The following is a 16909-nucleotide window of genomic DNA, read 5'->3' on the forward strand; positions in this document are numbered from 1 at the left end:
ACAGCGCTGTTCAGTAGATGAAATGATCTTCAAAAGCATCGGCCGCACGGATCACGTTGTCCGCGAGGGTAAGGATTTCCTGCACGACTACTGTGAGCGACGATGCTGCGCTCAACGCGCCAAACAGGCAGTAGACTTCCTGACCGTCACCCAGCTTTTCGATACCGACCGATGACAGCGGAAACAGATCGCGGCTGCGCAGGACGACATCGTTGAACGCCTGCACGTTCTTGATCTTGTTCACCTCGATCAAGGTCGCGTCAGCCAGAATCTGCTCGCCTTCCACCGCGATATAAATCGGCAGATCGCCATACTCGGCCATGGTCAGCCTGATGCCCGAGGCATCACCCTCGGTTACATCGAGCTCGATCTTTCCATTCGTCACCAGCTCCAGTTCGCAAAGTGCCTTCTGCAGAGAGCTGATGGTCCAGTGGGTATTCTCGGTCATGAAATCCTCCAGTTTTATTCTGTCGCCCAAAAAGGGCTGTCTTAAGGCTTTTTCAATGCCACGCAGGGCATCGACGTTCTCGGGCCGGATCCAGAATTCCCGCTTGACCAGCCCCGCCTCTTTGAGTCGCAGACGCATTTCACGCATGTAATCGGTGGAGCTCTTCGGAGCCTTGGCCGGGACCGCTGCGTTATCGCCCTGGGTTTTACGAGGCATTGGCGCTTCCCCCTTGCTGCTGGCCGTGGATCAGGTGAGCAACGTATCAGATGTTTTTGAAGATAGATACGCATCACATGTGAGATTTTTATGGACGCCAAAATTCTCGTTCCCACGCCCCGCGTTGGCACGATAGTCAAAACACCGCACGGCGACGCACACTCCAAAAAAAAGCGCTGTCCGCATCAGCGGACAGCGCCTTTCTCACAAGTGCCTGTCAGGCACTGGGCAACCCTTATTCAGCCAGGCTTTTACTCACCACTTCATACACGTCCGCCGACAGTTTGCCGGAGGCGAGGATACGCTCCAGCTCGGCCTTCATCAGCGCCTGACGGGCGCTGTCGTATTTGCGCCAGCGGGTCAGTGGTGCCAATTGGCGGGAGGCGATCTGCGGGTTCAGGGCGTTCAGCTCGATCACAAGGTCCGCGAGGAAGCGATAGCCGGAGCCGTCCGCTGCGTGGAAATTGATCAGGTTCTGCCCGGCAAATGCACCGATCAGGGCGCGGACCTTGTTCGGGTTCTTGATGCTGAATGCAGGATGCTTCATCAGTTCCTGCACGCGTTGCAGGCCGCCCGGCTGAGTGCTGGCCGCCTGTACGCTGAACCATTGATCCATGACCAGCGCGTTGCTCTTGAAGTTCTCGGCGAACACGGCGAGCGCTTTGTCGCGTTCGGCCGTAAACGGCGAATTGACCAGCACCGCCAGCGCAGTCAGGCGCTCGGTCATGTTGTCACTGGTATCGAACTGGTCGATGGTCGCCGCCAGTACTTCAGGTTTGCCGCTAAGCATCAGGTACGACAGCGCAATGTTCTGCAGCGCGCGACGGGCGAAATGCGTGGACTCGGCGACGTATGGCGTGGCCCTGGATACCTCGCGGTTGGCCTTGTAGCGTGTCAGCAGACTGTCAAACAGGCCATCGGCCAGTTGTTGGCGAGCAAATTCGCGAGCGGCGTGAATGGCATCGACATCCGCCACCTCGCTGATCTCGGCGAGATAAGCCTCACCCGGCAACGAGAGCATTTCTGCGACCATCGCCTGATCCAGACGCTCATCCGCCAGCACGGTGCCCAGCGCAGTGATCAAACGCTGGTCCATGACCAGTGCCTGACCTTGCTGGTGCTGACCGATCAGCTCCTGCAATACCTGAACCGACAGTTGCTGACCGGCATCCCAACGGTTGAAACCGTCGCTGTCGTGTTGCATCAGGAACATCAGTTGATCACGGTCATACGGGAAGCTCAGCTTGACCGGCGCAGAGAAACCGCGCAGCAGTGACGGCAGTGGCTTTTCGGCAACGTCAACGAAGGTGAAGGTCTGCTCGGACCCGGTAACCGAGAGCACTCGCGTGGTGCTGGAAGCTGCGGTTTCGTCCGCCAGACGCAGAGCAATCTCGCCGCCTTTGCTGTCCAGCAGCCCCAGTTCGACCGGAATCACAAACGGCTGTTTCTGATCGCCAGGCTGGCCTGGTGTGCTTGGGCAGCTCTGCCGGAAAGTCAGGCTGTAGGTTTTCGCAGCAGCGTCATACGACTCGCTGACCGCCAGACGCGGCGTACCCGCCTGGCTGTACCAGCGCTTGAACTGGGTCAGGTCGACGCCGTTGGCGTCTTCCATGGCCTTGATGAAGTCGTCGCAGGTCACGGCCTGGCCGTCATGGCGTTCAAAATACAGATCACTGCCCTTGCGGAAGCCTTCGGCGCCCAGCAGGGTGTGGAGCATGCCAACCACTTCCGAACCCTTTTCGTAAACGGTCAGGGTGTAGAAGTTGGAGATTTCGATGAAGCTGTCCGGACGCACTGCGTGGGCCATCGGGCCTGCGTCTTCGGCAAACTGGTGAGTTCGCAGGTAAGCAACGTCCTGAATACGCTTGACCGTGGCCGAGTTCATGTCCGCCGAGAAACCGGCGTCGCGGTACACCGTGAAGCCTTCCTTGAGCGACAGCTGGAACCAGTCACGGCAGGTCACGCGGTTGCCCGACCAGTTGTGGAAGTATTCGTGGGCAACGATCGCTTCGACCCGCTGATGCGCGGCATCGGTCGCAGTCTCGGCACGCGCCAGTACGGCACTGGAGTTGAAGATATTGAGGCCCTTGTTCTCCATCGCGCCCATGTTGAAGTCGTTGACCGCGACAATCATGAAGATGTCCAGGTCATACTCACGACCGTAGGTTTCTTCATCCCAGCGCATGGATTTCTTCAGGCTGGTCATGGCGTGCTGGCACTTGTCGACGTTTTCTGGCTCGACATAGATGCGCAGGGTGACTTCCCGCTGGCCCATGGTGGTAAAGGTGTCTTCGATGCACCACAGATCACCGGCCACCAGCGCGAACAGGTAAGCCGGCTTCATGAATGGGTCTTCCCACGTCGCCCAGTGCCGTCCACCCTCTTCTTCACCACTGGCAATCGGATTGCCGTTGGAGAGCAGAATAGGGAAATTCTGCTTGTCGGCGCTGAGCGTGGTAGTGAACTTGCTCATCACGTCGGGGCGGTCGAGGTAGTAGGTAATCTTGCGAAAGCCTTCGGCCTCGCACTGGGTGCAGAACATGCCGCTGGATTTGTACAGGCCTTCCAGCGCGGTATTGGTTTCAGGATGAATGCGCACGGTGCTGTCGACCGTGAAGCTTTCGGCTTGCGGATGCAGCGTCAGGTGATCTTCTGTCAGTTGATAATCCGCAGCGCTCAGCTCCACATCGTTCAGTTTGACCGAGACCAGTTCCAGATGCTGACCGTCCAGCACCAGCGGCGGCAGGCCTGCGCCACGCTCGGGGTTGCGGCGCATGACCAGTTGGGCGTGGACCAGCGAGTGGTCGTCGAACAGTTCGAAGGTCAGGTTCGTCTCATCGATGAGGTACTCGGGAGCCTGGTAGTCCTTCAGGTAAATCATTTTCGGTTGCTCGGTGCGCATGCTGGAATCCTTCTACTGATGCACGGCCAGCTGATAGGCCGTGTACTTGCGAATATTGATCACGCCGGTATCGAAAATCAGGTATTGGCCCTTGATCCCCAGCAGCGTGCCTTCGGCAATCGGGTTCTTGTCCAGGTTGAAGCTGACAATCTTGGTCGGATACGCCTCGACCGGGTAACGAAACTCGACAGGCTCGGCGTCATGTAGCAATTGGATGGCTTGCAGACCGAATCGTTCTTGCAATCCCAGCAGGCCCGCGCCGCAACTGTCGAACAATTCCTGGCGAATGGCCTTGAGATCGACCGGCTGGGCATCACCTTTGAGCAGCGCACGCCAGTTGGTACGGTCGGCCACCTGACTGCGCAGCAGGTCTTCGACAAAGCCGGACTGCTGACGGGTGGCCACACGCAGAATCGGCAACGCCTGACTTGCGCCCTGATCCAGCCAGCGGGTCGGCAACTGCGTGGACCGGGTAATACCGACCTTCACGCCTGACGAATTGGCCAGGTAGACGATGTGATCGGTCATGCAGAACTGTTCGCCCCATGCCGGATCGCGACAGGTGCCCTGATCGTGATGGCATTTTTCCGGGCTCATGATGCACATGTCGCATTGCGCCAGCTTGAGCATGCACGGGTAGCAGTAGCCCTGGCTGTAACTGGACTTGGTCTTGCGCCCGCAATGACTGCAATGAATGGCACCAAGAAACTCCAGGCGCAGCGTCTTGCCGATCAGCGGGTTGACCGCAATCTCGGTCTCGCCCAGACGAAAAGCGTATTGCACACATGACGCATCATCCTGACGCGCCGACATTTTGTTGACTGCTCCGCGACCAATTTCGATCAATGAATAGCATCCGATTTGAACAGGATATTGGGCACTGGCGCTGATTTGGAGGCGCATTCCTGCGGCCCCATGTAGCCCGTGCGCTGGTCTTCCGGCAGGTTCTGCACTTCCCAGGCGATCAGCGCCTGCAACGACAGCTCACGCTGTTCCTGAGTAAGCTTGCGGCCATCGGACCATTTGCCGATTTCCACGGCCAGCTTCAGGCTTTCGTAGATATCCGGGGTGATGTTTTCGATCATTTCTATAAAAGACGACATGGCGCACTCCAGAAAATAGCGGGTAATTTTACGACTTGCGGCGCGCAATCGCACCGCCGACCAGGCCGGTAGCACAACCGATGATCAGACCGCCGACATGCGCGCCGTTGGCGATCTCGCCGAAACCGAGCATGCTCACCAGGCCGGACAGGCATAGCGCCAGCCAGATGAGCATCATGATCAATACCCCGCGCGGCAGGCGATAGACCGGGTTGGGCGCCAGCATCTGGAAAATCCAGCAATGCCCGAGCAGGCCGTACAGCACGCCGGACAGTCCGCCAAACAGGCTTGGGCCGCTGAACAGGTACTGCACGTAATTTGAAACAGCTGAAAACAGCAGCGTGAGCAGCAATAAAGACAGACCGCCCTGACGAATTTCGATGCGCCTGCCCAGTTCCCAGAACCACATGCCGTTCATGGCCAGGTGCAGGATGCCGAAGTGAATCAGCATCGGTGAGACGATCCGCCACCATTGCCCGGCGGCCAGGCTGTCGGACAACGGCAGAAACGTCGCGTACTCGCCACTGATCCGGAAACCCTGAAAGGTCAGCCAGCGGATGACTTCGAGGTTGTCGCCCAGCAGCGTCATGCCCGCCACCAGCAGGGTGACCAGCAACACCAGGGCCGTTACCGGGCTGTTGCGTAGCTGCTCGATCAGGCCCGGCGACTTGTACGTCACGTTTGGGGCGTCTTGCGCCAGTTGAAAATGCTCGTCCCCTTCAGGGAAGCGCGTGTACAACTCGCGCACTTCATCGGCCAGTTGCGGCGCATCCGGCACCCAAAGCACCTGCTCGCCAGCCTCTTCGCTGACCCTGTGGGGAATCCGCAAGCGCTGCAACAGGCTGACAAAGCCGCTCAGGTTGGTGGTCAACGGCAACCGCAGTACTGCAACAGCACTCATTGTGAAACCTCGGGACGCTGCACGTCGACCCAGACGAACTTGTCCGGGTCGATCTGTGTTTCCTGATCCAGCCGATAGGCGACCAGCTTGCCATAGAGCACGGCGCTGTAATCCAGACAGGCCAGATTAGGCCGGATAGGCGCGGGGACGCCGCTGCGCCAGTAATGACCGACAAACAGCAGCGGCTCATTGATACCGTAACGCAGCAATGCGTTTTTTTCCGACGTGGACAGCGGGGTCTTGGCTACGCCTTCAGGCAGCGCGTCGGGCTGAAATACCACGTCGCCATAGGTCTGCGGGTCATCTTCCCAGAACTTGGTACGAAAGAACTCGCGGGTCAGCCCGTCGCCGCCGGTCAGGGTAAGACCGTGCGGCAAACGCATGTCGGTGCCGCGCAGCAGACGGTTGAAGACATTGCTGGCGAAGCTGCCGGGCACTGCCGAGGCCTGGACAAAATGCTTGTCGATACAGCCGGTGCCATGCAGGCCGCGCAACGGATCGATCAGAGTCGCATCCCAGCAGGCATGCACCACCCTGAAGCGACCGGCGTCCATGTACAGCGGCAGCTCATAGAACCAGTTGACGAACTCGCTCCATTCATCCGGGTAGCGCTCGAACTGCGCCAGGGTTTCGCCGATCAGCCGGGCATGGCGCGGGGTGTGCTCACGCACGAACTCATGACCGCTTTCCGGCAAGGCTGGCGTCATCCAGCCCAGCGCGTTGAACTCATGGTTGCCCATGATGCACAGGGCATGACCGGCCTGAACCATATCGCGGACGATATGCAGCGACTCGCGAATACGCGGGCCACGGTCAATGATGTCGCCGAGGAAAATTGCAACGCGCTCAGGGTGACGCCAGACGCCAGCCTGCAGACGGTAGCCGAGAAGCTCCAGCAAGTGCTCCAGGGTATGGGCGCACCCGTGCACGTCACCGATCAGATCGTAGCCACGCGCCGGATCGAGCATTAATCGCCCCCGCCGCCGAGCTTGCTGCCCCAGCCAAGCTTGGTGCGGCAGACTTCGTAATAATTGTGATCCAGCGGGTGAATCAGACGCAGCTTCTGCGGTTTCTTGCTGACCGTGATGGTGTCACCCGGTGCGCAGGTAAAGTGATTCTGGCCATCGCAGGACACTTGCGGATAAATGGTCATGTCCTTGGACACCACGATTTTCAGCTCGCTATTGCCGTCGACCACGATGGGCCGCCCGGACAAGGTGTGCGGGTACATCGGCACGATGACGATGGCGTCGAGCTTGGGATGCATGATCGGCCCGCCCGCCGACAGCGCATAGGCTGTCGATCCGGTCGGCGTGGCGACGATAAGGCCATCGGCCTTCTGACTGCACACAAACTGACCATCTATATAGATCTCGAACTCGATCATGCGCGTGGATTTGCCGGGGTGCAGCACAACGTCGTTGAGCGCATCGCCCTGACCGATGGCCTCGCCGTGGCGGCGCACTTCGGCCTGAAGCAGGAAGCGGTTTTCGACCAGATAGTGCCCGTCGAGCACTTCAGCGCATTTGACCTCCAGTTCGTCAGGACGAATGTCGGTCAAAAAGCCCAGGCTGCCGCGGTTGATACCCAGCACCGGAACGTTGTGCCTGGCCAGTGCCCGTGCTGCCCCTAACAGGCTGCCATCGCCACCGACCACGATGACCATGTCACAGACTTCACCGAGCATCTTGCGCGACGAGGTTTGCAGGCCATGACCGGGCAGGACTTCGGCAATCGTCTCTTCAAGAATGACGTGCAGGTGGCGGTCCAGCAGGAATCTCTTGAGTCGGCGAACGGTATCGAGCACCTGAACACTGCCCAGGCGACCGATGATGCCGATATTGCGAAATTGCTCCATGAGGCTCCTGCTGCGGTTTCGAGACGACTTAAAACAGCGATTATGGGCGAAACGGCCCGGTAGCAGCAAACCGGCACGTAAAGATCAAGCGAAACGCCTCATCACGAAGCGCTTCAATCAGCAGATTGGCTCTGAACGAATGAGCGAATTCCCGCAAAAAAACCGGATTTTCCTTACATACCCCACACAAGGTATTCATTAGCTTCGTCCGTTTTCAATACACCTAAGGACGACACATGATTCCCTCAGGCCGCCAGGGCGACATGCACCTCTGCCCGTTGCCGGGCCACGGTTGCACCCCGATTGTCACAGCCTCCTCCGACACCCTGATCAACGGCATATCCGCCGCCAGAGTAGGCGATATGTGCGGCTGCGGCGCGGTGATCGTTACCGGCTTTCCCTCGATCCTCATCAACGGTCGCCCGATGGCCCACCTGGGCAGCCCGACCAGCCACGGCGGAACGATCATTTCCGGCAGCCCCGATGTGGGTGGCGGCTCCGACTTCGGCGATGCCGCTGGCCCAGCCATCGATTTCTCCAGGCTCGGCATCCTTCGCAAGGACGGCACACTGGACGAACCGAAGCTGAATCAGCTTGTGAACGACCCTGGGTTGCAGGAGAAAGCCAAAGCGGCTGAAGCACTGTTCTCATCTGCAACTTCCAACACGGCCATAGCGCCAGCCTGCAACCACCCGGATCAAATGGAAGAACTGACCCGCTACATCGCTGACGAGATGAACCACAGATACCCAAGAGCAGTTGGGGTAAAGGAGTAAGAGTGCACTCATGCTTCAACGCGACTGAAAGCGAGGGCACTGCATGAAACGAAAAATCCTGATACACGCCATAGCCCGCTGGCCGAAGTTAACGGCGACCTTTCTCATCCTCGCACTATGGGATTTCGCTACGCCCTACGTAAGCGTCTATTACTCAGACAAGGCAGACGGAGAGCTTAGCTATACATGGATTACCGATCACCGCATAAGCAGAGGTGGCATAAGGCCTGGCGGAGCAACTGGGGACAGCGGCCATATATTTCAAAAAAAAGATTTCTTCATGTATTTCCAATGGTGGGACAACGCAGGAATCAGCGGTTGCGTAAACATAGATCCGCAATGGCCAGAGACTACAATCTTCATAGATGCCAACGGCCGCATCGACCTGAACGTCAAGGGGGCAACCGACGTCAAGCGATTCTCGCCCTGCCCCGGTGGTGAAGACCCTGATTTTCTCGGACTGGCCAGGCCCGTTGAATAGCACCGCATCTTTTCGCCTTCACAATCAGCTCACCTGAACCTCAACTCACGCTATCCTCGGCACATGACTCTATTCCCCAGCCTGATCGACCTCCCCCGCCAACTACGGCACTCCGAAGTACGCGACCTTGCCTGGGTGATCCTCGCGCCGCCCATGCTGGAAGTCGCGCCGTGGCCACAGCGTCATCCGCTGGCCGGCAGTGACTGGGTACAGGACCCGCAGCGACTGGCGGACTTTCTCTGGCAACTCGACCGTGACAGTCGCCCGCTGGAAGACTGGCTGGCGCTGGCAACCACACGCCGGCTGGGCCGCTATTACGAACGGCTCTGGCAGTTCGCGGTGCAGCACGCGCCGGGGGTGGAAATCATTGCCGCCAACCTGCCGATCCGGCTCGGCAGCCAGACGCTGGGCGAACTGGACATGCTGCTGCGTGATCGTGAAGGCGTGCATCACGTCGAACTGGCAATCAAGCTCTACCTAGGGCCGCAGGACGGAGACGGCCGCGACCCGGCCAGCTGGCTGGGGCCTGGCTGCCAGGATCGGCTGGACCGCAAGCTTGCCCACCTGAGCCAGCATCAGTTGCCGATGTCTGCACGTCCGGAAAGCCGAGCGGCCCTGGCAGCGCTGGGTGTCGAGGCCTTCAGCGCGCAGTTGTGGCTGGGCGGTTATCTGCTGTATCCGTGGCCAGGCTCATGCGAATCGCCCGCAGGTGTTCACCCGCAGCATCTCAAGGGCCGCTGGTTGCATCAACGTGACTGGAAGCCGTTTGTGGCGCAAAGCAGCCCCGGACGCTGGCAACCCCTGCCGCGTCATGCCTGGCTGGCACCGGCGCTGTACGACGAAGCGTGGAGCGATCAGCAGCTACGCGACTGGCTGGCCGAACTCGACCCGCTGGCCCCGGCGCAATTGCTGGTGCGCCTGAAAGAGAATACCGAGGGCAACTGGGAAGAAGCCGAGCGCCTGTTTCTGGTGTCGGACATGTGGCCGAATCTGGCCGACACCAGCCACCCGCTCAACTCAATCGCAGTGCCAGCGCAGCCAGTGTAATCAGCAACACCGGCACGGTCAGTACGATGCCGACCTTGAAGTAATAGCCCCAACTGATGGTGATCCCCTTGCGCTCCAGCACATGCAGCCAGAGCAGCGTCGCCAGACTGCCGATCGGGGTGATTTTTGGCCCCAGGTCGCTGCCGATCACGTTGGCGTAGATCATCGCTTCCTGAATGGCACCGCTGGCATGGCTTGCATCGATGGACAGCAGCCCGATGAGCACGGTGGGCATGTTGTTCATGATCGAAGACAGAAACGCGGTCATGACGCCGGTGCCCATCGCTGCGCCCCAGATGCCATAGCCGGCAAACCAGTCCAGCAGACTGGCCAGATAACCGGTGAGTCCGGCGTTGCGCAGACCATAAACCACCAGGTACATGCCCAGCGAAAACACCACGATGTGCCACGGCGCTTCTTTCATCACCTTGCGCGTCTTGATCGTATGCCCTTTGGCGGCAATGGCGAGCAGCAGCAACGCGCAGACCGACGAAATCGCACTGATCGGGATGCCCAGCGGCTCAAGAGCGAAACAGCCCACCAGCAAAATCAGCAGCACGGCCCAACCGGCCAGAAACGTAGCGCGGTCATGGATAGCCGTTTCGGGCTTGTCCAGATGTTCGGGCTCGAACTCGCTGGGAATATCCCGACGGAAATACCACATCAGCACGGCCAGAGTGGCGGCGACGCTGGCCAGGTTCACCGGCACCATGACGGCTGCGTAACGGTTGAAACCGATCTTGAAGTAATCCGCCGAAACGATGTTCACCAGATTCGATACCACCAGCGGCAGGCTGGCCGTATCGGCAATGAAGCCGGCCGCCATGACGAACGCCAGGGTCGACGCAGCGGAGAAGCGCAACGCCAGCATCATGGCAATGACGATAGGCGTGAGAATCAGCACGGCACCGTCGTTGGCGAACAAGGCTGATACCAGCGCACCGAACAGCACGAACAGGGCGAACAGACGACGTCCCTTACCCTTGCCCCAGCGCGCCACATGCAGCGCGGCCCAGGCAAAGAAACCCGCCTCATCCAGTAACAGCGTGATAATGATCAGCGAAATGAACGTCGCCGTGGCATTCCAGATGATGCCCCACACCACAGCGATGTCGCTGAGGTGCACAACCCCTGTCAGCAACGCCAGAACCGCCCCGAGTACCGCACTCCAGCCTACGCTCAGGCCTTTGGGCTGCCAGATGACCAGCGTAATGGTGAACAGGAAGATCAGCGTTGCTATCAGCATTATTTGGTCCGGGGTAGAAGAATAGCGAGGATGCCAAGCAGCGGCAGGTATGAGCACAACGTGTAGACGAACAGAATGCCGTGGCTGTCAGCCAGATAGCCGAGCAAGGCTGCGCCAATGCCGCCGAAGCCGAACATCAGGCCAAAGAAAAGCCCGGCAATCATGCCCACGTTGCCAGGTACAAGCTCCTGGGCGTAGACGACGATGGCGGAAAAAGCCGACGCCAGTACAAAGCCAATGATCACGCTAAGAACGCTGGTCCAGAACAGGTCTGCATAAGGCAGGGCCAGGGTGAACGGTGCAGCGCCAAGGATCGAAAACCAGATCACCGCCTTGCGGCCAATGCGGTCGCCGATCGGACCGCCGAAAAAGGTCCCGGCCGCCACTGCGCCCAGAAACAGGAACAAGTGCAACTGCGAACTGGCGACTGAAAGGTCAAACTTCTCGATCAGGTAGAAGGTGAAATAGCTGGTCAGGCTGGTCATGTAGAAGAACTTGGAAAACACCAGAAATGCCAGCACTGCCAGTGAGGCAATCACGCGTTTTCTGGACAGTCCATGAGTGGCCGCCTGACCTGCCTTGAGCTTGAACAGGTTGAGGTGCGCGCGATACCAGCGGCTTATCGCATACAGCAAACCCAGCGAGAACAATGCGAACAAGCCGATCCAGGCCACGTTGCCCTGGCCGAACGGGATGATGATCGCCGCCGCCAGCAATGGCCCGAACGCGGAGCCGGTGTTGCCGCCCACCTGAAAGGTCGACTGCGCGAGCCCGTAACGGCCACCGGAAGCCAGTCGCGCGATACGCGAGGCTTCCGGGTGGAATGTCGAAGAACCGATGCCGATCAAGGCGGCAGCCAGCAGAATCAATGGAAAACTGCCCACCATCGACATCATCACAATGCCGACCAGCGTACAGATCGACCCTACAGGCAGTACCAGCGGGTTAGGATGGCGGTCAGTGTAATAACCGACCCACGGCTGCAGCAGCGATGCGGTGATCTGAAACGTCAGGGTAATGAGGCCGATCTGGGTGAAGCTCAAGTCGTAGCTGGCCTTGAGCATCGGGTAGATCGACGGAAGAATGGCCTGAATCAGGTCGTTGATCAGGTGAGCAAGGGCAACGGCACCAATAATGCGCATCACCAGCGGGCTGGCTTGAGGGGGGGTCGAGGCCTTCGCCGTCACGGGCTGAGCGCTGGTCGCCATGGGTATTCATCCGTAAAAAGGTTTTCGGGTTCCCCGGACGGATGATTACAAGATGTGTCACGCGTACCAAGGCGCGCCAATGTGCCATTTTTCAGGGCAACTGTGCCATGTTTTGTTGCGTTTTTGCTGACGGGTCGAGAACTGCTCCGCGCTGCACAGCGGTTCTGTGATGTCAGGTGGATTGAGGTTCGGCTCAGATTCTCGTTCCCACGCTCAGCGTGGTAATGCCTTATGCCAACGCGGAGCATTGGCACGATAGTCGTAAACATCAGCAAGCTAGTCACGTCCATCGTGCCCACGCTCCACATCGGCACGACAGTCGGCTAAATTTGTGTATAACAAGAAGAACCAACACGAGGGTGCGCGCCGTGGATACCATCAAGCGTTTCTCAAGCTTTGCCGAGTTCTATCCTTTCTACCTCGCCGAGCACAGCAGCAGTACCAGTCGGCGCCTGCACTTTGTGGGCACCTCATTGGTGATCTTCCTGCTGGCGTTCGGTGTGGGCAGCGGTCGCTGGGGGTTGTTGTGGTTGTTACCCGTCGCGGGTTACGGTTTTGCCTGGGCCGGGCATTTCTTCTTCGAGAAAAACCGGCCGGCCACGTTCAAGCATCCGTTCTACAGCCTGCTCGGCGATTTCGTCATGTACCGCGATATGCTGTTGGGCAAGGTATCGTTCTAGGGTCTGTTCCCGTTTCGACGTAACCCATTGATCTCTATGAGAACAGGCCCGTATTGTTGGAGTTCTCACACAACACCAATACGAGCCTGCAATGCCCCGATTAATGCTCAGTGATGAGCACTGGCCGAAGCTTCGAGAAATTTTGCTGCACGAATCGATCTACAACAAGCGAGATTTGCGCACCACGGTTGAAGGCATGCTGTACCGCATGCGTGTGGGTTGCCCTTGGCGAGACCTGCCGAAAGCGTTTGGAAACTGGAGCAAGGTCTACAAGCGGTTCAATGCCTGGTCTGCTTCAGGCAAGTGGGTCAAGGTGCTTGAGGTGCTGATGACCGATCCTGACATGGAGTGGGTTTTCATTGATGGCAGCTATGTAAAGGCTCATCAGCACAGTGCAGGTGCTGCCAGCACGCAGGACCAGGCCATCGGAAAAAGCCGAGCCGGTAACACCAGCAAGATTCACCTGGCTGTAGACGCTTGTGGGCTGCCCATTGCATTTGACGTGACCGGAGGCCAGACCAATGATTGTTCGCAGGCGGCCTCGTTGATTGCCAAGATGCCCAATGCAGAAGTGATCATTGCGGACAAGGGCTACGACACTGAAGCGATACGCGCTCAGGTCGAGCAGCAAGGCAGCAAAGTGGTGATTCCACGAAAGCGCAATTCTCTGAAAGGGAACGCAGATCTGGACAAAGGGTTATATCGCAATCGACATCTCGTAGAAAACGCCTTTGCCCGGTTGAAGCATTTCCGGGCGGCGGCTTCTCGGTTCGACAAACTCAAGAGAAACTATGAAAGCGTCATAGCAATGGCCTGCGCTTTTCTGTGGCTGCCAATGTGAAACGGGAACAGACCCTAGCCGGTTGAATCAGGCAACCGTTTCGCTGACCGGCTCCTGAACCACCGGCTGGCTTGCTTTCAAGTGCGCGTCGGCCAGACGAAACAGTTCGATAGTGCCGTCCAGGTGTTCGATCAGGGCGGTACAGGATTCAACCCAGTCGCCGCAATTGAGGTATTCCACGCCGCCCACCTGGCGGATTTCCGCATGGTGGATGTGCCCGCAGACCACGCCATCCAGTCCGCGCTTCACACATTCGTGGGCGATGGCTTCCTCGAAATCGCTGATGAAATTCACCGCACTCTTGACCTTGTGCTTCAGGTAAGCCGACAGCGACCAGTAGCCATAGCCGTACTTGGCGCGCCAATGGTTCAGCCAGCGGTTGAGGGTCAGGGTGAATTCGTAGGCCGAATCGCCGAGAAAGGCCAGCCAGCGGTGATAACGGGTGATCACGTCGAACTGATCGCCGTGGATGACCAGAAGACGACGACCATCGGCCGTCACGTGCTCGGCTTCGTCCACCAGCTGGATGTTGCCCAGAACCAATTTGGAGTAACGACGCAGGAATTCGTCGTGGTTGCCCGTGACATAAATGACTTCGGTGCCGCGCTTGCTCATGGTCAGCAGCCGACGGATCACGTTGGTATGCGCCTGCGGCCAGTACATGCCGCCACGCAGCTTCCAGCCGTCGATGATATCGCCCACCAGATACACCTTGTCAGCCTGATAGCGCTTGAGAAACGCGGACAAGTGCTCGGCCTGGCAATCGCGCGTGCCCAGATGAACGTCGGAAATCCACAAGGTGCGCACGCGTTGTTTGCGGCTGGGTGTGGCGAGCTGAGCACTGGTCATGGGATGACCTCCGGCAGGGTTTCCAAGAGAGTGGAGCATGCCGGTTAACCGAATGTGACACGTGCGTGGCGATGTCGTGACAATGGCCTGTATTACTGAGGACTGGCGGGAGTATGACGGTCGTTGTGGCCCAGATCACGGGCCGGGTCGATCTGGTCGCGGAGCCGCTGCTTGAGCACCTTGGCCTCGGGAAAGCCGCCGTCGGCCTTGCGTTCCCAGAGTTGCACGCCATCGCAGGTAATGCGAAACACACCACCGGTGCCCGGCTGCAACGAGACCTTGCCCAGGTCGTCACTGAACGTGCTCAACAGCTCCTGGGCGAGCCAGGCGGCGCGCAATAGCCACTGGCATTGAATGCAATAGGTGATGATGACTTCGGGCTTTTCGGCAGACATGGACGTCCCCTCCAGAAATTCAGACGCCCATGATACGCACCCTGCGCAGGATCAACGAGCATTGGCGAAACGACGCAGTGCGCTGAGCGTCACGTCGCGGGCTGGCTCCTGCGTTGCAGTATCGGCAGCCTGCGTCTTCACGCCCAGCAAACCCAGCAAGCGGCTACGAATTGCCTGAAACCCGGCCTGCCCGCTGTCACGTTGGCGTGGCAGGTCAACGCGGATGTCATCGGCAAGTTTACCGTCGGCCAGCACGATGACCCGGTCAGCGAGCAGGATCGCCTCATCGACATCGTGCGTTACCAGCAGCACCGCCGGGGTGTGCTTGCGCCACAGGTCGATGATCAACTGGTGCATGCGAATGCGGGTCAAAGCATCGAGGGCGGCGAAAGGCTCGTCGAGCAACAGCAGTTTCGGCTCACGGACCAGGCCGCGCGCCAACGCTACACGTTGCGCCTCGCCACCGGATAATGTGGCCGGAAAGGCATTCAGCCGATGGGCCAGACCGACTTCGGTCAATGCTGCTTCGGCCCGAGCCTTGGCATCGTTGATGCGCAGGCCGAGAACCACGTTTTTCCAGGCGCTTTTCCACGGCATCAGCCGCGGTTCCTGATACACCGCGGCACGTGCCACCGGCACACGCAGCTCGCCACTGTCGATGTCGTCCAGCCCGGCCAGAGTGCGCAGCAAGGTGGTCTTGCCGGAGCCACTGGCACCCAGCAAAGCGACAAACTCGCCCGCGGCAATGTCCAGGTCCAGCCCGTCAATCACCCGTTGTGGGCCAAACTGGCGAACCACGTTACGCAACTGAACCGGGGGCGTGACTGATGAAGTGTTACGCAACTCAAGGGTCGCCATGCTCAATTCCTCACGAAGGTCGGTCGCCAGGCCAGCGCATAGCGCTCCAGCGTGCGAATGATGCCGTCGATCACCAGGCCCAGGACGCTGTAGATCAACAGACAGATAACGATTACATCAGTGCGCATGAAGTCGCGGGCATCGCTGGCCAGAAAGCCGATTCCTGCGGTGGTGTTGATTTGTTCGACAAACACCAGCGCCAGCCAGGAGATACCCAGCGAATAGCGCAGTCCGACAAAAAAAGAAGGCAGCGAACCGGGCAGAATCACGTGCCAGATCAGCTCGCGACGGCTCAGCCCCAAGGTGTTGGCGGCCTCGATCAGTTTCGGGTCGATGTTGCGGATGCCGGAAAACAGGTTCAGGTACACCGGAAAGGTGGTGCCCATCACGATCAGCGCCACTTTGGTGAATTCACCAATGCCGAACCAGAGGATGAACAGCGGCACCAGTGCCAGCGACGGAATGGTGCGCAGCATTTGCATCGGCGAGTCGAGGGCGATTTCGCCGCGCCGGGAAAGCCCGGTTATCAATGCAGCGACCACACCAATACTGACGCCGATGCTCAAGCCCAGCAATGCGCGCTGCAGCGATACCCACAGGTGCACGGCCAGTTCGCCTGAAACAATCATCGACCATAGCGTACCGCCGATCTGCGACGGTGCGGCGATCACTCGGCTGGGCAGCAGACCGGTTTGTGAGGCCAGCTCCCAGAGCAGCAACAGTGCCAGCGGGCTGAGCAGACGCAAAACAGAGCCCGGCACTTGCCGACGCTGACGATGCTGTTCAGAGGCGCGACGCTGTTCAGGCTTGTTGACCACAAGAAAACCGGGGTCGGCGGGGTTGAGCGTTGTGTCGGACATGGGCGCATCCTTTCTGGGCAAATCGGGCGTGACGCACCCGACGCAGTATGAACACCATGCTATGTGCATAAGAAAGCCGAGTGAAATTCTATTTGGCTCTAAGCTAATAGTTAAAATATTTGATTACCGACATAACTTATAATGCATATTTTTTATAATTAACTTAGACCAAAATCGAATTTCACAGCCCCGTCTGCTTGCCTTTATGGTGCTTCTCGACAAGGTCGAACGGACCTCAAC

Annotated in this window: 17 protein-coding genes and 1 pseudogene; 5 read left to right on the forward strand and 13 right to left on the reverse strand. The window is 58.7% G+C overall.

Annotated features, from left to right (window positions below; translation table 11 throughout):
• Positions 1-10: 10 nt before the first annotated feature.
• From AC4ANK_RS19645 to AC4ANK_RS19675, 7 genes are all read right to left on the reverse strand, one after another.
• The gene (locus AC4ANK_RS19645) at positions 11-664 is read right to left on the reverse strand and encodes a YjfI family protein (protein ID WP_002554499.1); all 654 of its coding nucleotides are present in this window, start codon (positions 662-664) and stop codon (positions 11-13) included.
• Between the two features lie 235 nt (positions 665-899).
• The gene (pepN, locus tag AC4ANK_RS19650; RefSeq protein ID WP_002554500.1) at positions 900-3566 is read right to left on the reverse strand and encodes an aminopeptidase N; all 2667 of its coding nucleotides are present in this window, start codon (positions 3564-3566) and stop codon (positions 900-902) included.
• A 12-nt stretch (positions 3567-3578) separates the two neighbouring features.
• Positions 3579-4412 (reverse strand): DUF2797 domain-containing protein, encoded by an 834-nt coding sequence (locus AC4ANK_RS19655; protein WP_004665926.1) that lies wholly within the window; start codon positions 4410-4412, stop codon positions 3579-3581.
• Positions 4409-4669, reverse strand: a complete 261-nt coding sequence (locus AC4ANK_RS19660) for a YeaC family protein (protein WP_002554502.1) — start codon at positions 4667-4669, stop codon at positions 4409-4411. Before AC4ANK_RS19660 ends, AC4ANK_RS19655 begins: the two co-directional genes overlap by 4 nt.
• A 28-nt stretch (positions 4670-4697) precedes the next feature.
• Positions 4698-5570: a rhomboid family intramembrane serine protease gene (locus AC4ANK_RS19665; RefSeq protein ID WP_002554503.1), complete on the reverse strand. Its 873-nt coding sequence runs from the start codon at positions 5568-5570 to the stop codon at positions 4698-4700.
• On the reverse strand, positions 5567-6538 hold the full coding sequence (locus AC4ANK_RS19670) for a metallophosphoesterase (protein WP_002554504.1): 972 nt from the start codon (positions 6536-6538) through the stop codon (positions 5567-5569). The genes AC4ANK_RS19665 and AC4ANK_RS19670 overlap by 4 nt, the downstream gene beginning before the upstream one ends.
• Positions 6538-7428, reverse strand: a complete 891-nt coding sequence (locus AC4ANK_RS19675) for an NAD(+) kinase (RefSeq protein WP_002554505.1) — start codon at positions 7426-7428, stop codon at positions 6538-6540. Before AC4ANK_RS19675 ends, AC4ANK_RS19670 begins: the two co-directional genes overlap by 1 nt.
• A gap of 236 nt (positions 7429-7664) precedes the next feature.
• Between AC4ANK_RS19675 and AC4ANK_RS19680 the strand changes: the two are divergent.
• From AC4ANK_RS19680 to AC4ANK_RS19690, 3 genes and pseudogenes are all read left to right on the forward strand, one after another.
• Positions 7665-8168: pseudogene (locus AC4ANK_RS19680) on the forward strand (PAAR domain-containing protein); the annotation flags it as partial.
• A gap of 79 nt (positions 8169-8247) precedes the next feature.
• Positions 8248-8685 (forward strand): hypothetical protein, encoded by a 438-nt coding sequence (locus AC4ANK_RS19685; protein WP_005731325.1) that lies wholly within the window; start codon positions 8248-8250, stop codon positions 8683-8685.
• A gap of 63 nt (positions 8686-8748) precedes the next feature.
• On the forward strand, positions 8749-9732 hold the full coding sequence (locus AC4ANK_RS19690) for a DUF1853 family protein (protein WP_002554507.1): 984 nt from the start codon (positions 8749-8751) through the stop codon (positions 9730-9732).
• Here AC4ANK_RS19690 and AC4ANK_RS19695 read toward each other — a convergent pair.
• Entirely contained in the window at positions 9698-10978 is a 1281-nt protein-coding gene (locus tag AC4ANK_RS19695) for an arsenic transporter (RefSeq protein WP_004665931.1), read from the reverse strand. The genes AC4ANK_RS19690 and AC4ANK_RS19695 overlap by 35 nt on opposite strands.
• Positions 10978-12186 carry an MFS transporter gene (locus tag AC4ANK_RS19700; RefSeq protein WP_002554510.1) on the reverse strand — a complete coding sequence of 403 codons (1209 nt, stop codon included), beginning with the start codon at positions 12184-12186 and terminating at the stop codon, positions 10978-10980. The genes AC4ANK_RS19695 and AC4ANK_RS19700 overlap by 1 nt, the downstream gene beginning before the upstream one ends.
• Before the next feature lie 368 nt (positions 12187-12554).
• On the opposite strand from AC4ANK_RS19700, the gene AC4ANK_RS19705 reads away from it, so the two are divergent.
• Positions 12555-12866, forward strand: a complete 312-nt coding sequence (locus AC4ANK_RS19705) for an Mpo1-like protein (protein WP_002554511.1) — start codon at positions 12555-12557, stop codon at positions 12864-12866.
• A 91-nt stretch (positions 12867-12957) separates the two neighbouring features.
• Entirely contained in the window at positions 12958-13707 is a 750-nt protein-coding gene (locus tag AC4ANK_RS19710; RefSeq protein WP_460382697.1) for an IS5 family transposase, read from the forward strand.
• Positions 13708-13734: 27 nt separating this feature from the next.
• Here the strand turns inward: AC4ANK_RS19710 and AC4ANK_RS19715 are convergent, their stop codons facing one another.
• From AC4ANK_RS19715 to AC4ANK_RS19730, 4 genes are all read right to left on the reverse strand, one after another.
• Positions 13735-14556, reverse strand: a complete 822-nt coding sequence (locus AC4ANK_RS19715) for a UDP-2,3-diacylglucosamine diphosphatase (protein WP_002554512.1) — start codon at positions 14554-14556, stop codon at positions 13735-13737.
• A 92-nt stretch (positions 14557-14648) separates the two neighbouring features.
• The gene (locus AC4ANK_RS19720; protein WP_002554513.1) at positions 14649-14951 is read right to left on the reverse strand and encodes an Rdx family protein; all 303 of its coding nucleotides are present in this window, start codon (positions 14949-14951) and stop codon (positions 14649-14651) included.
• A gap of 51 nt (positions 14952-15002) precedes the next feature.
• Positions 15003-15809: an ABC transporter ATP-binding protein gene (locus tag AC4ANK_RS19725; RefSeq protein ID WP_002554514.1), complete on the reverse strand. Its 807-nt coding sequence runs from the start codon at positions 15807-15809 to the stop codon at positions 15003-15005.
• Between the two features lie 2 nt (positions 15810-15811).
• A complete protein-coding gene (locus AC4ANK_RS19730) occupies positions 15812-16669 on the reverse strand; it encodes an ABC transporter permease (RefSeq protein WP_002554515.1) in 858 nt (285 codons plus the stop codon).
• Positions 16670-16909: the final 240 nt, after the last annotated feature.

Source organism: Pseudomonas sp. Pmew2, from assembly GCF_058129885.1.